Raw genomic sequence first — 15503 nt, 5'->3', positions numbered from 1 at the left:
TTACGGAGTTTCCGCGGAAAGCCGCTCGAGCACGGCATGCGCCGCCTTGATGCGCGCCGGAATCGGGATGTTCTTGTTGGCCAGCATCACGATGCCGATCTTCTTGTCAGGCACGAAGGCAACATAGGCGCCGAACCCGTTGGTCGAGCCGGTTTTGTTGAACAGCGTCGGCCCCGAAGGAATGTGCGGCGGCGTGAGCTGCGTCGCGGCATTGGCTTCCATGGCCATGGTCGCGGAGTTGCCGGCCAATAGCCGGTCCAGCGCGATCGGATAGGGGTATTGCTCCCAACCGAGACCTTGCACCATCCCGCCGATCTTGAAGTAGCCAATGTGAGTGCCTTCGACGGCGCGCCGCATCGGCGTATCGAGGGTCTCCGGCCGGATGTTGGCCTCGAAGAAACGGATCAAGTCGGCGGCGGTTGTTTTAACGCCATAGGCTTCCGCGTCGAAGAGACCCGGATGCACCCTTACAGGCTTGCCGGCCTTGTTGTGACCCCATGCATAGTTGCCCATCGCCGCTTTCGGCACCCGGATATAGCTGTGGCCGAGGCCGAGCCGGGGGAAGAGTTCGGTTTCCACCAGTTTTGGGAAACTGCCGTTCATCGCCAGGCCGGCGATATGTCCGAACAGGCCAAGGCTGGGGTTGGAGTATCGCCGCTCGGCGCCCGGAGCGGCGGACGGCTTCCACTCCTGGAAATAGTTCGCCATCTGCGCGTCATTCGTGACGGCGTCGGGGAACTGCAAGGGCAGCCCGCCCGCGGTATAGGTGCCGAGATTGAGCAGGCTTGCCTTGTCGATTGCGCTGCCGCGCAGCTGCGGCATGTATTTCCCCGGGCGATCGTCCAGCGACATCTTGCCGAGTACCTGCGCGTAGGAGGCCAAGGTTGCGGTGAACGTCTTGCTGACGGAGCCGATCTCGAAGAGCGTGTCCTTCGTCACCGGCGCATTGCTCTTTTTCGAGGCGACCCCGTAGCTGAAGAAATGCTGCTCGCCGTCAATCGTCACGGCGACTGCGATCCCGGGCACGCCATACTCCTTCAGGAGCGGACGGAAGGCACGATCCACGGCTTCGTTTATCTTGCCGGGACTATCGGCAGCCCCGGCTGCAGTCGTGAGCAGGCAGGAAGAGATGATGGCCAGGCAAGCGGCCTGACCGCCTTTGCAACAAAACTCAATTGACGTCCTCTCTCTTTGGGAAGGGCGTTCCTAACTCGCCCAGCTTTCAAGAAAGCAAACGCAATGAGGCGACAGCGAGACCAAGATCGCGGGGCTTCATCACCCCTTGGGAATCTTCGAGTCGTCCATGGTTCTCTTCAGCAAATCTGAATTCTTGCCGCCGTCATTCCGGATCGAGGCAGGCCGGAGCCAGCTTTGACACGCCGTTCAAACCCACATTGACCTGCAACAGGATGACCAGTGTAGCGTTGTAAGAGCTCACTAATGGTGGGCGCGAGTGCGAGCGGTCCAGCCGTTCGGTTCGGTGATAAGCCCCGTCAAATTGCGAGGTCGATCATGCTGAGCATCAATAAGGTCAGGCACAATCACGCAACGGCAAACGGAGTGGATATTCATTTTCGTAGCGCCGGGTCGCCGGATGCGCCCGCGCTTGTGTTCCTTCATGGCACCCCCAGCTCTTCTCACATGTACCGGAATGTCTTGTCTCCGCTCGCGGAAGCTGCGTACGTCATCGCGCCGGACATGCCGGCTTTCGGTTTCTCCGCGATGCCGCGGAAGGAGGATTATGACTACACGTTCGAAAATATTTCCCGGACCCTCGGTGCTCTCCTGGACGATCTCGGACTTCGTTCCTACTACCTGTACATGCACGATTGGGGCGTGGCGGTCGGCTACTATCTGGCGACCCGGGCTCCGGATCGCATCCGCGGGCTCATCGTGCAGAACGCAAGCGCGCATGACGAGGGCCTGGGGCCGGGGTGGGACACCACGAAAGCGTTCTGGGCCGATCCTTCCGAAGAAAACAGGGCGCGCTTGCCGGAATGGCTGAATTTCGAGGGAACGCGCGAGACATATCTGGGCGGGATGCCGAAAGCACTGGAATCCCTTGCGGCGCCGGAAAGCTGGCATCTTGATTGGGAACGCATGTCGCGGCCCGGCCGCATCGAGATTGAGTTCGCGCTTTTCCAGGATTTCAGGAAACACGTCGCCCGTTTCCCGGAAATCGAAGCCTATCATCGCCGATATCAGCCGCGATGCCTGCTGCTCTGGGGCAGGCACGACCCCTATTTCGACCTGAACGAGGTGATGGCATATAATCGCGTGCTGGAGAACGTCGAAACCCACATCTATGGGAGTTCACACTTCCTCCTCGAGACCCATGCGCTGGAGTGCGTCGCTTTGATCAAGAATTTCATTGAGAATGCAGAGGCGACGCCTGGATATGCCTCAGCCTAACTGAAACGCTCAAGGACTACACCGGGGCCGCATCACCGCCTTCGGGCGGAGCGTATATCTGCCGGGCGCCGGAGAGTCCCTTCAGCTGGAAAGCCCCGAGGGAGTCCGCGGGCAGGCCGGAGGCGGCCACGAAATCATCGGAGAGGAGGACAGGGCGGCCGAGGTCGCGGCAAAGCCCTTCGATTCGCGCCGCGAGGTTGACCGCCGGGCCAATGACGGTGAAATCGAGCCGGCTCTCGCCGCCGATATTGCCGTACATGACGTCGCCGACATGGAGAGCGATGCCGTAATCTATCCGCGGCGCGCCAGTGCCATTGCGTTCGGCATTATACGCCGCCAGCGCTTCCCGCGCATTTTCGGCCGCAGTGAGTGCGCGGGCGCAGACCGAAGCCGGATTGCTGTCGAGTATGGGAAAAATACCAAGAAGCGCATCGCCGACGAATTTCAACACCTCGCCGCCGCCGGCGTCGAGCGCTGCGCACATGCGACCAAAATAGGCGTTGAGGAGTTCGATCAGCGCATCGCGCGGCAATTGCTCAGACAGGCCGGTGAAGCCGCGGAGATCGCAGAGCCAGATCACGGCGCGGATTGTTTCGCCCATGCCGCGCTTGATCGCCCCCTCCAACACACGCGCGCCGGCCTGGCGCCCGATATAGGTGTCGAGAAGCGTGCGGGCAGTCAGGCGAAGCGCCTGAACCTCGAGGTTGACTGCGACGCCCGGCGTCAGCGCCTCCAGCAGCTCCATTTCCGCATCGGTAAAGCCGCCGGGCCGCTGGGTGGCGACAGTCAGAAGTTTCGCGGTTCCGTCCGAGAAGGGAATGCTCAACGCGACGTAGTCGGTCATGCCGTCGCGGCGCAGATCGGCGAGGATGCCGAACTCGCCTTCGCGCGGCGGTGCAGTCGGGTCGCAGCGCACCGAACCGCCGCCGCTGTACACAGTCTTGACCGGGCTGTTCTCCAGCGCCGGCAGGGATTCGGCGGTGAGGCGGAAGTACCGATCCGACACGCCTTTGCCCAGCTCCCAGCGGGCGCTGTAGGAATGGACCTGCGGGTGCAGGATCGGAACGCCTGTGGTGAGCCGCGCCACCTCCATGCCATGGACCAGAAACTGTTCGGCAAGCGCGGCGAGGAAGGCCTTCGGATCGCTGATACGCCTGGCGTCGGTCAAAAGCCAGTGCATGAGCGGATAGTCGAGGGCAAAACGCTGAGCCATGGACGGAGCGTAAAACCACACACTGGTCCCGGCAAGGAGGGTCCAGCAGGGCCGGTCCAGCGAGAATCCCGTGTTTGCCGAGCTGCCTAGCAGACGCCACGGCCTGTCGAGTACCCCGCAGTGTGGATGCTTTCCTTGTGGCCGAAAAATAACTTGACTCAAACAGTCATATTTGTGAATCGCCTACCGCGAACAGGGCAGAACGCGAAGCGGAGAGAATTCATGGGGACGCAATCGATAACCGGCCGGTGGGGGATGATCCTGCTCGGGAGCGCCGCCGCGTTGGTCGCGACCCACGGCGCTTTTGCGCAGGACGAGCGCGGCGTCACGGTGCTCGAGCAGATAACCGTCGAAGCCGAGAGCGACGACATCCTCGTGCAGGATGGCTATGTCGCCAAGCAGGATCGGATCGGCACCAAGGTCGATACGCCGATCGTTCAGATTCCGCAGGCCATCTCCGTCGTCACGCAGGACCAGATCGAGGACCAGAAACCGCGGACGCTGAACGAGGCGCTGACCTACACCGCCAGCGCCAACCCGAACAGCTTCGGCTTCGACAGCCGCTACGACGCGTTCTTCCTGCGCGGGTTCCCAGCCCATTACAACGGCATGTTCCGCGACGGGCTGCGCCAGTTCAATGGGCCGTCGGCCTGGTTCAAGACCGAGCCCTACGGCATCGAGGGCATCACCATCCTGAAAGGCCCGGCCTCGTCGCTCTACGGCATCAGCGGCCCCGGCGGCATCGTCAACCTCGTCACCAAGCGGCCGAAGGAGGAGCGGTTCCGGGAAGTCGAAGTGCTCTTCGGCGGATACGACCGCTATCAGGCTGCGTTCGACTTCTCGGGGCCGGCCAATGAAGAGGGCACCATCCTTTACCGCATGACCGGGCTTGGCCGGCTGGCCGATACCGAACTCCCTGGCTATTCGGACGACAAGCTCTATTTCGCGCCCGCCGTCACCTTCAAACCCGACGAGGATACGAAGCTGACGATCCTCGGCGAAGTCTCCCGCGCCGTGACCGGCGGAACCGCCTTCTTCTACAATCCCGCCTACGGCCAGGTGTCGAACATCTATGAGGGCGATCCGGAGTGGAACGACTTCACCGGACTGCAGGGGCGCATCGGCTACGAATTCGAGCACCGCTTCAACGATTTGCTGACGGTGCGCCAGAACCTGCGCTTCAACGCCGTCGATGCCGATCTGGAGTATAGCGGCCATTACCCGGCCGACCCGGCTGATCCCGACCTGCTTGCCCGCTACTGGGGTCACTACAAGGAGGATATGAAGAACTTCGTCGTGGACAACATGGCGCAGTTCGAGTTCGACACCGGGCCGATAAGCCATGTGGCGGTCGCCGGCGTCGACTATGGCTGGTCGGACTACGAGGCCAGCAACGCCCTGTCTTACACCTCTGTCGAAGATATCCAGTCGATGCCGCTTGCCTTTTCCGGCGGTCAGATAATGCACCAGACCGGCGTTTACCTGCACGACCAAATGCAGTGGAACGATCTGACGCTGTTCGCCAGCGCCCGCCATGATTGGGTCGAGAGCCGCAGCACCGATCCGGAGTTTACGGAAACAGAGCAGAGCGACAGCGCATTCTCCGGCCGGCTTGGTCTGTCCTATCGGACGGAGTGGGGCATCATCCCTTATGCGAACTACTCGACCTCGTTCTCGCCCAATATCGGCTTTGTTTACCACAGCGAGACCAATGAGAGGCGGGTCGCGCGGCCGACCAAGGGCGAGCAGGTCGAGGTCGGCGTGAAGTACGAGCTACCGGACTACAATGCAGTCCTCGGCGCGGCCTATTTCAACATCAACCAGAAGGACGGCGTCGTCTTCGACGGCACTTTCGACGATGCCGGCAACCAGCGCCAGCGCCAGCTCGACCTCAACTCCCAGGGTTTCGAACTCGAGGCCAACGCCTCTTTCGACAACGGCTTCGGCCTCATCGCCTCCTACACCTACATGCGTATGAAGATCGAGAAGGGCGCTGCGGGGACGGTTGGCAATGAGCTTTCGTCGACGCCCAACCACATCGTCTCGCTATGGGGCCACTACGAGTTCCAGGACGGTGCGCTCGAGGGCCTGGGGCTCGGCGCCGGCGTCCGCTATGTGGGGGAAAGCTACGGCGACGATCTCAATACGTTCAAGAACGAGGACCGGGTCTTCGTCGATGCGGCGCTCTCCTACGATTTCGGCGCGAAGAGCCCGAACCTCGAAGGGCTGATGCTGCAGGTCAACGCCAAGAACCTGTTCGACGAGAAGAAGCCGAACTGCCAGGCCGGCAACTGCTACTGGGACGAAGGCCGTTCGGTGTTCGGCAGCCTGCGGTACCGCTTCTGATGCACGCTCCAGCCCCGAAGCCGGCTTTGCCGCCTCTCGCCCTGTTCCTGGCGATCGGCGGCCTTTACGTGGCTCAGAGCGTGATCGGCGGCATCACCTGGACCGGCCTGCCCGCCGTCATGCGCGCCGAAGGCGTGTCGCTCGACCGCATCGGCCTGGTTTCCCTGATCGCCCTGCCGTGGGCGCTCAAATTTCTCTGGTCGCCCGCGGTGGAGCGTTTTCGACTCCCTCGCACCGGACGAAACCGCTCCGGCGCCGTCGTCCTTGCCGGCGTCCTCGTCTCCGTTCTCGGCCTGATTGTGGTCGGGGCGGTGGGGCCGGCGTCCCTGGTCCCTGTCCTGGCCTGCCTGACAGTGGTAGCGTTCGCCGCCTCCACGGTCGACATCGCCTGCGACGGTTTCGCGGTACAGAGCCTTTCGCGGGAGCATCACGGCTGGGGCAATGCGGCGCAGGTGGGCGGCGCCTATCTCGGCTCGGCCGTCGGCGGGGGATTGTTCCTCGTTCTCGTCGATGCCTCCGGCTGGCTGGCGGCCGTCTGGGCCATGGCGCTGCTGGTGCTGCTGCTCGGCCTGCCGTTCATGCTGGGTCCGGCCCGCCATATGCCTGAAGAAACAAGGGATCATGTTCCCTCGCTCGCAGCCGCTTTGCGGCGTTCCGAGATCCGCCGCGGTCTTGCCGCCGCGGCGATCTACGTCGTTGCCCAGAAAGTGGGCCTGTTGATGCTGGGCCCGTTTCTCGTCGACGTGGGGCTGGACCTGTCGTCGATCGGGTTTCTCAATGGCGTTGGCGGCCTGCTCGCCGGGGTCGCCGCGGCCCTGGCCGGCGGCGCGCTCGTCAAGACGTGGGGGGTGCGCAATGTCCTCGTGCTCGCCCTGGTCCTGCAGGCGGCTTCGCTCTTCTACTTCTCAGTCTTCGATGTCCAGGCCGGCTGGTCGAAAACCGTCCTGTTCGGGGTCGCGATCGCAAGTTCGTCCGGCATCCTCGCTTTGGGGTTCGTGGCGCTCTACGCGCAGTTCATGCGCTGGTCTGATCCCAGGCAGGCCGGGGTGGACTTCACGCTGTTCCAATGCATGGACGCGCTGGTGAGCATGGCGGGCGGCATCCTGGCCGGCTACGCGGCCGAGCATTTCGGCTACGGCGTTTTCTTCGCCGGGGCGGGGACAGTCGCGCTTGCCGCCGTGCCGGCGATCGTCATGGTGGCCGGCCGGCGCTCAGCGCCGGTCTGAACCAGAGCCATTCTACTCATCGTCGCTTTCGCCCGATACGCCGCGCCGCCAATAGGCGACGACTAGGTGCCGATCCTTCTTCAGTCCCCACTCCTTGCGCAGAATCTTGCGGATTTCCTTGAAGTCGGCGAACTCGCATCCTGCCCAGACGTAAGGATCAGGCGGCAGCGATGCCGGGTCCATCCTGCGAAGAGTCTCCGACAACAGACCCGCGGTTCCCGGATCGCGGCCATGGCGATAGAGCCAGGTGACGCGAACATTGTCGCCGCCCGCCAGCGGGATGGCGTCCGCGGGGCCGTCGACCTCGAGAAACACTTCGGCGCGGGTTGCAGGCGCGAGATTGTCGAGAATCCGGCCGATGGCAGGAAGCGCGGTGTCGTCGCCGAAGAGGAGAAGGTTTTCCGCCTCAGGGACACCGCCGCCGCCGGGTCCGATCATGCCGATGACATCGCCGGCCTTTGCATTCTCGGCGAATGTCGCGGCCGGCGTATCGCTGCCCGGATGCAGGACGAAATCGACATCGACCCAGCCGGCGGTCACGTCGATGCCCCGGATCGTGTAGACCCGCACCACGAGGGTGTCCTCGCCCGAAGGCCAGACCAGCAGACCGTCGGCGCCAAGCGAAGGCCATACCGGCTGCCTGCCGCTAGGTGGCAGGAGCAGGCGCATATGCAGGCCGCCATGGGTGAAGCGGCCGAGATGGCGGCCGGAAAAGCGTACGCGCTGCAGGTGGGGTGAAATCCGGGCTGAAGAAAGGACGGTAAGTTCGCGAAAGAAGACCGGCCTGCCGGCGTCGGCGCCGTCGCCCTGCCAGCGGATTCCGGCCGTCGTGCCGAGATGTTCGGCGAGGTGGCCGGCAACGCCCATCTTCATGTAGGAGAGGTTAGTCTCGTCGTCGGCATGGACCTGGATGCGGACGCTGCGGTCGCCGACGACAGCACTCAGCGAGCCGTAATGGGTGCGGAACTCCCATTGGTCGTCGATCCCGGTTTCGATCTCGAACTCGCTGTGCTCGGCGCGCAGCTTTTCCATCACGGATCTGATGGTGTCGTGCTCGATGCGGGTTTCCGCGCTCAGTTGGTGCATCGTCCAGCCCTCTTGCGTCGTTCGGCGGCCGGCGCCTTCCACGGCACGCGGAGACGCCTCAGTTGCGGCATGCCATGGTGGCTTCGATAGTTCCAGTTAAATATGAGTGTGAATATCAGATTTTGGGCCTGATCTGTTTGGTCAGCCGGAATCCGATGGGGAACCTACTTCAGAATCTCTGCGAGTTCGATCAAGTCGCTCGCCATATAGTCCCAACCGTCGAGCGGCCTGACACTGGCAGCCATCGATGGGTCTTGCGCATCTGCGCGAACCACATAAGCCGTCTTCAATCCGCATCGGCGGGCAGCGTCCAGATCGTAATCATGGGCAGCAACCAGCATCGCACTCTCCGGCTTTACATCCAGTAGTTCGCAGGCACGAAGATACACCTGTGGTGTCGGCTTGTAGGCCTTTGAGACATCAGCGCCGAGAATCGTATCCCACGGCAGCCCGGCACGTTTTGCCATGTCCACCAGAAGCCGCGTGTTTCCGTCCGACAGCGGTGCGACGATGAAGCGTTTCTTCAGTCTGGAAAGACCCTCCACCGAATCCGGCCACGGCTTCAGACGGTGCCAAGCCAGATTCAGGTTTTCCATTTCTGCGCGCGGCAATGCCGATAGTGTCAGCCCGAACCCTTTCAGGCAGGCTTCCAGGTTCTCCATGTTGAGCAGATCGAGCGGGACAAAGGATCGCTGCCCGTTGCGGATGGCCTCGACCGATGCGTCGTAGCGTCCGACCCAGGCATCCGCAAAAGCCGCGGCGTCGATATGAGAAGCGTTGTGACGCTTTAGAAATGAACCCGCCTCCGCCGCTATGCTGCCGCGCCAGTCTACGACCGTTCCCAGAACGTCGAAGAACAATACCTCAACATTCGTCATTTTAGAGCTCCATGCCCATCAATGTGGCTGATCAGTCGCGGTAAGAGGGGCTGTCTTGTCGAGCTGCCGCAACACGCCGAAAACAAGCGTCCGCTTTCGGGTGGCGGGCGGACATGCTCTGGCAGCAATTTAGCCGCAAGACGGGATTGAGCGTCAAGCGCGCCGCGCCGCCTCGATCGCGGCGACATCGATTTTCTTCATGGTCATCATGGCATCAAGGCGCGCTTTGCTTCGGCGCCACCAGCCGCCAGCGCGTCAGTCAGTACGCGCGGAGTGATTTGCCAGGAAATCCCCCACTTGTCTTTGCACCAGCCGCAGTCGCTCTCCTGACCGCCATTCCCGACGATGGCATTCCAGTAGCGGTCGGTCTCCTCCTGATCGTCGGTGGCGATCTGGAACGAGAAGGCTTCGTTATGCTTGAACGCTGGCCCCCCGTTGAGGCCGAGACAAGGAATGCCCGCCACTGTGAAGTCGACCGTCAATACATCGCCCTCTTTGCCTGATGGGTAGTTACCGGGTGCTCGGTGCACGGCGCTCACCATGCTGTCGGGAAAGATCTCGGAGTAGAAGCGGGCGGCCGCCTCGGCGTCCTTGTCGTACCAGAGGCAAATCGTATTCTTTGCCATTGCCATTGCGTATTCCTTTCGACTTGAAGCCAGGATTTTAGCGTTGTTTCCTACCCGCTCTCTTCCGAAATAGGTAGCCAACCGCCTTTCTCCACCCCGGAAGCGTCCGTCTCACCGGGGCGATCGCAAAGGGCGGGTAACCTTAACGTCCCTGTCCACTTTGGGTCGAGAGCCGAAATCCAGATTGAGGCACTGCCAAGCTGCCTCTCTTGATAAGGCCGGAGATGATGTGGGATAAGCGCCGGTCTCGTAGCAATCCGCTCAGCCGCGCTCGTTCAATCCGGTGCGGACAGGCATAGAAAAGCCGCACATGAAGATCGCCCACCTCGTAGGTCATGATTCACTCAACGGGGTGGCGACGAGCACCAAGATTCTGATCGACGAGCAGATCAAGGCCGGGCACGAGCTGATGCTGGTGCATCCGAAGAGATCGTGGATCGGCCAGCAAAGCTTTGCCGGGCCGATCAAGATGCTGGAGTCGAGCTTCAAGACCATCCCGGCCGATTTGCGCGCCACCGGCTACCCGATCCGCGACTGGGGCCGCACGCTGGTCCATGCGCATGGCAGCCGGGCCAACAAGTTGCTGATGGTCTTCACCATCGCCGACGGCGCGCCGGCGGTGATGACGGCGCATTCGCGCCAGTTTCAGCCTCCGTGGCGTTTCGCCCATGCGGTGGTGGGGCTGAGCCGGCAGACCGCCGATTACTACACGAGACGACTCCTGGTTCCCAAAAGCAGGATGCATGTCGTGCCCAACATGTTCGACGCGTCGGCGCTGGCGCCAGTTTCACCGCAGAGACGGGCGGAGGCGCGGCAAAAGCTCGGCATCAGGCAGGATGCGCTGCTGCTCGGCTCGACCGGCGCGATCGGCGTGCGCAAGAACCAGGTCGATATGATCCGCATCCTGAAGCGGCTCGCGGCCTCCGGGCTCGACGCCGAATTGCTGCTGATCGGCGGACTGCCATCCCAGAGCGAGCCCATGCCCGGCTGGCGCGAAGCGCTCGGCGACCCGGCGGTCTCCGGGCGGGTGCATCTTCCCGGCTTGCGCGCCGACGCGGTGGAACTCGCGGCGGCGATGGACATCTTCCTGTTCACCTCGGTCGTGGAGGAGGCGCCGATCGCACCGCTGGAGGCGATGGCGCAGGAGATCCCGGTGGTTTCGACCGATGTCGGCAATATGACCGACCTGCTGCCAGACGAGCGGATTTTCCGGTTTGGCCATATCGATACGATGGCGCGGGCGGTGGAGCGCCTTGCCCGCGACGAAGGGCTGCGTCACCAGGCGGGCGCGCTCGACCGAGCCACGATCGCCGGACAATTGTCGCCGCAGAAGATCATGCCGCAGATCGATGCAGTCTATCGCGCGGCGCTCGCCCGCTCGCGCGATCGCGGCTGGAAATACTTCAAGAATCCGGCGGATCGCTACATTCTCGACCCCGGAGAATAGGAGGCGGGCCTGCGGTTGGGGCGGCCGTCAGGGAAATGCTCGGCGGACGATTGCATCGCCGAGCCGTCCCGCCCGCGCCCAAAGCTGGGGACGGGCGCCGAAGGCAAGTTGACGTTAGGGAACATTGTTGATTTTGTGGGCAGTAGGGCACTGTCACGAGGCAAGTCACACGCTGTGTGATTGCTTACGGAATCCGATTAGAGGATTTGACATGCCTTTGCTCACAGCACTTGCAATCAGTATCGGAGTTCTCGGCGGCGTCGCGACTTGGCTTTTCGTTGGGCCGTTTGCCGCTTTAGGCCTGCAGATATGGGCGGCATTCGTCGCCTGGGCGGCATTTTACCATTCGGGCGGCAAGGAAGCCGCGCTGAAGACCAATGTTGCGGCACATATATTGGGCGCGATCATCGGCTGGGCAGCGCTGGTGGGCACAACAACACTGGCCGGCGGCCTCGGCGTTCCTCTCGCGGCTGGGATATGCGTCGGGATAGGCGCCGCGGCGATGGTGCTTGCGGCCAATATCGGCGCTTTCGGCTCGATTCCGTCGTCGGTCTACGGCTTCGCCTGTGTTGCCGGCTACGCCCTGCTCGCCGGCAAGCTCGGCACGCTGACTTCGGCGTCGCTGGTTGATAATCCGCTGATCAACATCGTCGTTTCCATGGTGATCGGTTCGCTGCTCGGTTGGCTGTCGGAGCGCATAGGCAGCGCTTTGGCCGCCAAAACGCCGACGGCGAGAGCCGCCTAGCATCGAAGCGCAAGGTCAGGATTCCGGCGCCACCGAATTGGCGCCGGCGTCCGGCAGATTTTTCCTCCAAAAGCAGCTATAATCGTCCCGCGCGGACGCGCCGCGACATGGAGGGGGGTCGACGGAGGCCAAGGATTTCATGCCGGACGAGGCGGTGATCGCCGGCATCAGAACCGATATCGAAACGTATGAAGGCGAGCGCCAGCGGGCGCGCAGGAAGGTCGGCTGGCGCGTGCCGGTCTATCTCGGCGGGCTTGCGGCGGCGGTGGCGGCGCTGGCCTACGGATTCAACGCGTTCGCCGATCCGCATGAGCAGTGGCACTCGGCGCCGCATCTCTTTCTCTACGTCATTGCGATGTTTGCCGGCATCTATGCCTCCTGGATGGCGACGAAGCCGGCGAGGGACGTGCAGCAGGCATTTCGCGAGCATCTGCTGCCGATCGTGTTCGGCTTCATCGAGGATTTCCACTACCAGCACAAAACGAGCCCCACCTCCTTCTACCGGCTGCCGCGTGAGGCGGTGGGAACGTTCGACGTCGAACGCTTCGACGATGTGATTTCGGGCAAATGCGACGGCTTCGTGTTCGAACTGTATGAGGCGGAACTCGCCAAGAAGTCGGGAAAATCGGAGCGGATGAAATTCAAGGGCGTGGTGCTGGCGTTCCAGACCGTAGCGCCTTTTCCGGGGCTGCTGGTCGCCACGCATAAGACCAACATGGTGACGTCTTTTTTCCGCGGGCTGTTCGGCGACGGGATCTGGAGGAGGTGAAGAGCGGCGTTCCGGCTCTCGATGAGAACTACGAATTTCGCACCAACAATATAGCGGTGGCGCAGCCGCTGGTGACCGGCCGGCTGGCGCAGGCGCTGCAATGGCTTGGCGAAACGTGGCCCGACGAACCGGTCAGGCTGGCGTTGGAGAACCGTGACGGATACCTGCTCATACCGGAGAAGAAGAATTTCTTCGAACTGCCGCCGATCTCGGAGCCGCCGGACTATAAACGGCACATCGCGCCGATGATCGCCGACATGGCGGCGCTGCTGGCGACCGCGGCTCTGGTGCGCAAGGTCGGTGCGAGCGACGATGTGGAGGCCGCTTAGCCGTAGCGGAGCTTCAGGCCGACAATGGCGAGGATGAACAGGAAGGTCACCGAGTTGGCCATGATGACCGGCCAGGAGCCGATCAGCAGCCCATAAACCACCCACAGGAAAACGCCGCCGGCCAAGGTGGCGTTGGTGACCAGCGAGATATCGCCGGCCTTGCGCTCGCGGACGATCTTGAGGATCTGCGGCAGCCAGCCGAGCGTGGTTATCAGGGCCGCGAGCGAGCCCAGTATTTCGATGGAAGGATACAAGGATGGGACCTTCGGCGCAGAGGGAATGCGCCACATCATCTGCCAGAAGCGCTGGCCGCTGTGAAGCGGCGGCGCGGCCTGGCACAATGGGAAGGCGAGAATGCCTCAGTCTAACGAGGCAGCGAGGAAAACCAGCGTTGCTGCGAAGCCGAGGGCGGTGCGGACGGCATGCAGCCTTGCCCATTTCTCCAGCAGTTCGCGACTGTCCGGTCCGGCCGCCGTGGGGTCCATCGACATGAGCTTGTTGTTGACGGGCATCATGACGAGGAGCGTGAAGGGCCAGTTGGCAATCAAAACCAAGGCGCCGGCCAGCCAAAGCCAGCCACCCGCCTGCCACCACGCCAGCAAACCGAGCAGAAACCCCGCTACCGCGAGCGAGGCTTGCATGGCGAAACCCCGCTTATAGCCAGGCTTCCACTGGATGAGCATCGACCGGTCGTCGAGGCCTCTTCGCGCCGGGTGCTCGGCGATGTTGATGTAGACTGCCGCGCCGGCAAAGACCGCAGCGACAATGAGAGCAAGATGTCCGGCAATCATGATGGCCTCCAATGCCGACGTGACCGTAGCAGAACAAAAAGCCAAATTCGCCGCCGAAAATTCGGGGCCTTGTGATCGCCGACTGCGCAAATTCTGGCGGGGAAGGGGCGGTAACAGGGCGCCGGCCCTATTGCTTCAAGCGCATGATCAGGAAGCAAAGCGACTGTAACAATCGGGCCGGCCGGCGGCGCGCGAAGCAGGAAACAGGCCGTGTTCTGGCAAATGCGGCATAATTAAGCCATTGTTCTTGTAGCATTAACTTCACCGTTCGTGATTTGCGGCGGGTGATTGCCCGGCCTATTTCCGGGTCATCCGACGGCAGCCAGTTCGGCGGCCGAACGGACGAAACCCAAACGGGAGTACCAAGCATGAAGAAGATCCTTGCAACCACCATCGCCTCGCTCGCCTTCATCGGCGCCGCCTACGCAGCCACCGTCGAGGGCGTGGTGCAGTCGGTCGATCCGGCAACGCGCACCGTCACGCTGGAGGACGGCACGGCTGTCGTCGCGGCGGAGGACGTTGCGATCGACGCGCTTGCCCCCGGCGCCAAGGTCAAGGTGACGCTCGAGGACGGAACGAGCAACGCCACCGCCATCGAAGCGGCTATGTGATTTTATAGCCTAGCAATTTTGAATGACGGTCGGCCGGTCCCTTGCGGGGCCGGCCTTTTCGCATGCGGCGGCCGCTCTTCGTGAATCAGCGAAATCGTGGCATTCTGGCCGCAAACGTGCTGGTCGCGGTAGAGGGCAGCCATGACGGAAGATCTGTGGTTCGGCGTTGCGGTGATCGTGCTTTTGGCCGCGATGGGGGCGGCGTTCGCGCGCTGGGGCCGGGAGCCGGGCGATGGCAGAGGGTCGCCGGTCGGCCGGTTCGTGCTGATCGCGACTGCCGTCGGCGGGCTGATCGGCGCGCCATTCTGGTGGCTCGACCTGCAGCCGAGCTTCGCCTGGGACCTGCCGCCGCTGGCCTCACGCATGCTGGGCGTGGCGGCGCTGGCATTCGGCATGACCGGCATAGCGGTGCTGGAACATCCGAGCGCGGCGCGCGAGCGGCTGTTCTACATGTTGATCCTGATCTATCTCGTGCCGCTGGCGCTGGCGGCGGTGACGCTGCATCTCGACCGCTTCGATTTCGCCCGCCCGGTGACCTACGGCTTCTTCGCGGTGGTGATCGTGCTCTGCGCAGGATCAGCGCTGGAAGTTTCGCGCGGCAGACGTGTGGACGCGGCCCGGCCGACGCCGGGCACGACCGTGCGGGGCTGGATGCTTGTGGCCGGGCTGGTGCTGGCGATCTGGGGCGCGGCGCTGTTCCTGATCCCCACCACGCCGTATCCGCTGGTGTTCAACTGGCCGCAGGACGAGTTGAGTTCACGGCTGATCGCTGCGATGCTGATGGCCATCGCCGTCGCGTTCTTCCTGTCGCGGCGCGACGCCGGACTGGCGCGGCTGGCGCTGCTTTTTGCTGGCGTCTACGGCGTGAGTGTCGTCGCGGCCGGGCTGATGAACGCCGTCGGCGGCAAGCCGGTACCGCTGCTCTATGTCACCGGCTTCGCCATTGTCGGCCTGGCCTCGCTCGGGCTTTTGGCCGGCATGAAGGCCTCGAGAATTTCGCCGCAAGCCGCATCGTGACGGCTTG

15 protein-coding genes and 1 pseudogene are annotated in these 15503 nt (G+C 62.9%); 9 read left to right on the top strand and 7 right to left on the bottom strand.

From position 1 onward, the window contains the following. Positions 1-1140, bottom strand: coding sequence for a class C beta-lactamase (gene ampC, locus ABVK50_RS19735; RefSeq protein WP_353645874.1), 1140 nt, complete (start codon positions 1138-1140; stop codon positions 1-3). A 303-nt stretch (positions 1141-1443) separates the two neighbouring features. Here ampC and ABVK50_RS19730 point away from each other — a divergent pair, with 303 nt between their 5' ends. After that, complete coding sequence (locus ABVK50_RS19730; protein WP_353644967.1) at positions 1444-2412, top strand: alpha/beta hydrolase; 969 nt, start codon at positions 1444-1446, stop codon at positions 2410-2412. Positions 2413-2428: 16 nt separating this feature from the next. On the opposite strand, the gene ABVK50_RS19725 is transcribed toward ABVK50_RS19730, so the two are convergent. Beyond that, a complete protein-coding gene (locus ABVK50_RS19725) occupies positions 2429-3625 on the bottom strand; it encodes an adenylate/guanylate cyclase domain-containing protein (protein WP_353644968.1) in 1197 nt (398 codons plus the stop codon). A gap of 222 nt (positions 3626-3847) precedes the next feature. Between ABVK50_RS19725 and ABVK50_RS19720 the strand changes: the two genes are divergently transcribed. After that, positions 3848-5971 carry a TonB-dependent siderophore receptor gene (locus tag ABVK50_RS19720; protein WP_353644969.1) on the top strand — a complete coding sequence of 708 codons (2124 nt, stop codon included), beginning with the start codon at positions 3848-3850 and terminating at the stop codon, positions 5969-5971. 80 nt (positions 5972-6051) lie between these two features. Continuing rightward, a complete protein-coding gene (locus tag ABVK50_RS19715) occupies positions 6052-7197 on the top strand; it encodes an MFS transporter (RefSeq protein WP_353646963.1) in 1146 nt (381 codons plus the stop codon). A gap of 12 nt (positions 7198-7209) precedes the next feature. Here the strand turns inward: ABVK50_RS19715 and ABVK50_RS19710 are convergent, their stop codons facing one another. The 3 genes and pseudogenes from ABVK50_RS19710 to ABVK50_RS19700 all read right to left on the bottom strand — a co-directional run bounded on the left by ABVK50_RS19710 (position 7210) and on the right by ABVK50_RS19700 (position 9787). Further along, positions 7210-8283: a siderophore-interacting protein gene (locus ABVK50_RS19710; protein ID WP_353644971.1), complete on the bottom strand. Its 1074-nt coding sequence runs from the start codon at positions 8281-8283 to the stop codon at positions 7210-7212. Between the two features lie 164 nt (positions 8284-8447). Next, positions 8448-9161: a haloacid dehalogenase type II gene (locus tag ABVK50_RS19705; protein WP_353644972.1), complete on the bottom strand. Its 714-nt coding sequence runs from the start codon at positions 9159-9161 to the stop codon at positions 8448-8450. A gap of 153 nt (positions 9162-9314) precedes the next feature. Then, positions 9315-9787 (bottom strand): annotated as a pseudogene (locus ABVK50_RS19700) (VOC family protein). 310 nt (positions 9788-10097) lie between these two features. Here ABVK50_RS19700 and ABVK50_RS19695 point away from each other — a divergent pair. From ABVK50_RS19695 to ABVK50_RS19680, 4 genes are all read left to right on the top strand, one after another. After that, on the top strand, positions 10098-11234 hold the full coding sequence (locus ABVK50_RS19695) for a glycosyltransferase family 4 protein (protein WP_353644973.1): 1137 nt from the start codon (positions 10098-10100) through the stop codon (positions 11232-11234). Between the two features lie 211 nt (positions 11235-11445). Continuing rightward, the gene (locus ABVK50_RS19690) at positions 11446-11979 is read left to right on the top strand and encodes a DUF1097 domain-containing protein (protein ID WP_353644974.1); all 534 of its coding nucleotides are present in this window, start codon (positions 11446-11448) and stop codon (positions 11977-11979) included. A gap of 139 nt (positions 11980-12118) precedes the next feature. Next, positions 12119-12748: a hypothetical protein gene (locus ABVK50_RS19685; RefSeq protein ID WP_353644975.1), complete on the top strand. Its 630-nt coding sequence runs from the start codon at positions 12119-12121 to the stop codon at positions 12746-12748. Next, positions 12745-13077 carry a hypothetical protein gene (locus ABVK50_RS19680; protein WP_353644976.1) on the top strand — a complete coding sequence of 111 codons (333 nt, stop codon included), beginning with the start codon at positions 12745-12747 and terminating at the stop codon, positions 13075-13077. The genes ABVK50_RS19685 and ABVK50_RS19680 overlap by 4 nt, the downstream gene beginning before the upstream one ends. Here the strand turns inward: ABVK50_RS19680 and ABVK50_RS19675 are convergent. Both ABVK50_RS19675 and ABVK50_RS19670 read right to left on the bottom strand, forming a co-directional pair. Beyond that, positions 13074-13331, bottom strand: coding sequence for a SemiSWEET transporter (locus tag ABVK50_RS19675; protein WP_353644977.1), 258 nt, complete (start codon positions 13329-13331; stop codon positions 13074-13076). The genes ABVK50_RS19680 and ABVK50_RS19675 overlap by 4 nt on opposite strands. A 105-nt stretch (positions 13332-13436) precedes the next feature. Beyond that, positions 13437-13865, bottom strand: a complete 429-nt coding sequence (locus ABVK50_RS19670; protein ID WP_353645875.1) for a DUF1772 domain-containing protein — start codon at positions 13863-13865, stop codon at positions 13437-13439. 371 nt (positions 13866-14236) lie between these two features. Here ABVK50_RS19670 and ABVK50_RS19665 point away from each other — a divergent pair, with 371 nt between their 5' ends. After that, on the top strand, positions 14237-14479 hold the full coding sequence (locus ABVK50_RS19665; protein WP_008835645.1) for a DUF1344 domain-containing protein: 243 nt from the start codon (positions 14237-14239) through the stop codon (positions 14477-14479). Between the two features lie 141 nt (positions 14480-14620). After that, a complete protein-coding gene (locus tag ABVK50_RS19660; RefSeq protein ID WP_353644978.1) occupies positions 14621-15496 on the top strand; it encodes a hypothetical protein in 876 nt (291 codons plus the stop codon). Positions 15497-15503 lie beyond the last annotated feature (7 nt).

This window comes from Mesorhizobium sp. WSM2240 (assembly GCF_040438645.1).
In the GTDB taxonomy this organism is placed as follows: domain Bacteria; phylum Pseudomonadota; class Alphaproteobacteria; order Rhizobiales; family Rhizobiaceae; genus Allomesorhizobium.
Note: the sequence above shows the minus strand (reverse complement) of the source record. Positions and strands in the feature narration are given on the sequence as shown.

Excerpts from the sequence above, each read along its gene's own strand:
- ABVK50_RS19725 (WP_353644968.1), bottom strand. The coding sequence starts at position 3,625 with ATGGCTCAGCGTTTTGCCCTCGACTATCCGCTCATGCACTGGCTTTTG.
- ABVK50_RS19720 (WP_353644969.1), top strand. The coding sequence starts at position 3,848 with ATGGGGACGCAATCGATAACCGGCCGGTGGGGGATGATCCTGCTCGGG.
- ABVK50_RS19710 (WP_353644971.1), bottom strand. The coding sequence starts at position 8,283 with ATGCACCAACTGAGCGCGGAAACCCGCATCGAGCACGACACCATCAGA.
- ABVK50_RS19705 (WP_353644972.1), bottom strand. The coding sequence starts at position 9,161 with ATGACGAATGTTGAGGTATTGTTCTTCGACGTTCTGGGAACGGTCGTA.
- ABVK50_RS19695 (WP_353644973.1), top strand. The coding sequence starts at position 10,098 with ATGAAGATCGCCCACCTCGTAGGTCATGATTCACTCAACGGGGTGGCG.
- ABVK50_RS19690 (WP_353644974.1), top strand. The coding sequence starts at position 11,446 with ATGCCTTTGCTCACAGCACTTGCAATCAGTATCGGAGTTCTCGGCGGC.
- ABVK50_RS19685 (WP_353644975.1), top strand. The coding sequence starts at position 12,119 with ATGCCGGACGAGGCGGTGATCGCCGGCATCAGAACCGATATCGAAACG.
- ABVK50_RS19665 (WP_008835645.1), top strand. The coding sequence starts at position 14,237 with ATGAAGAAGATCCTTGCAACCACCATCGCCTCGCTCGCCTTCATCGGC.
- ABVK50_RS19660 (WP_353644978.1), top strand. The coding sequence starts at position 14,621 with ATGACGGAAGATCTGTGGTTCGGCGTTGCGGTGATCGTGCTTTTGGCC.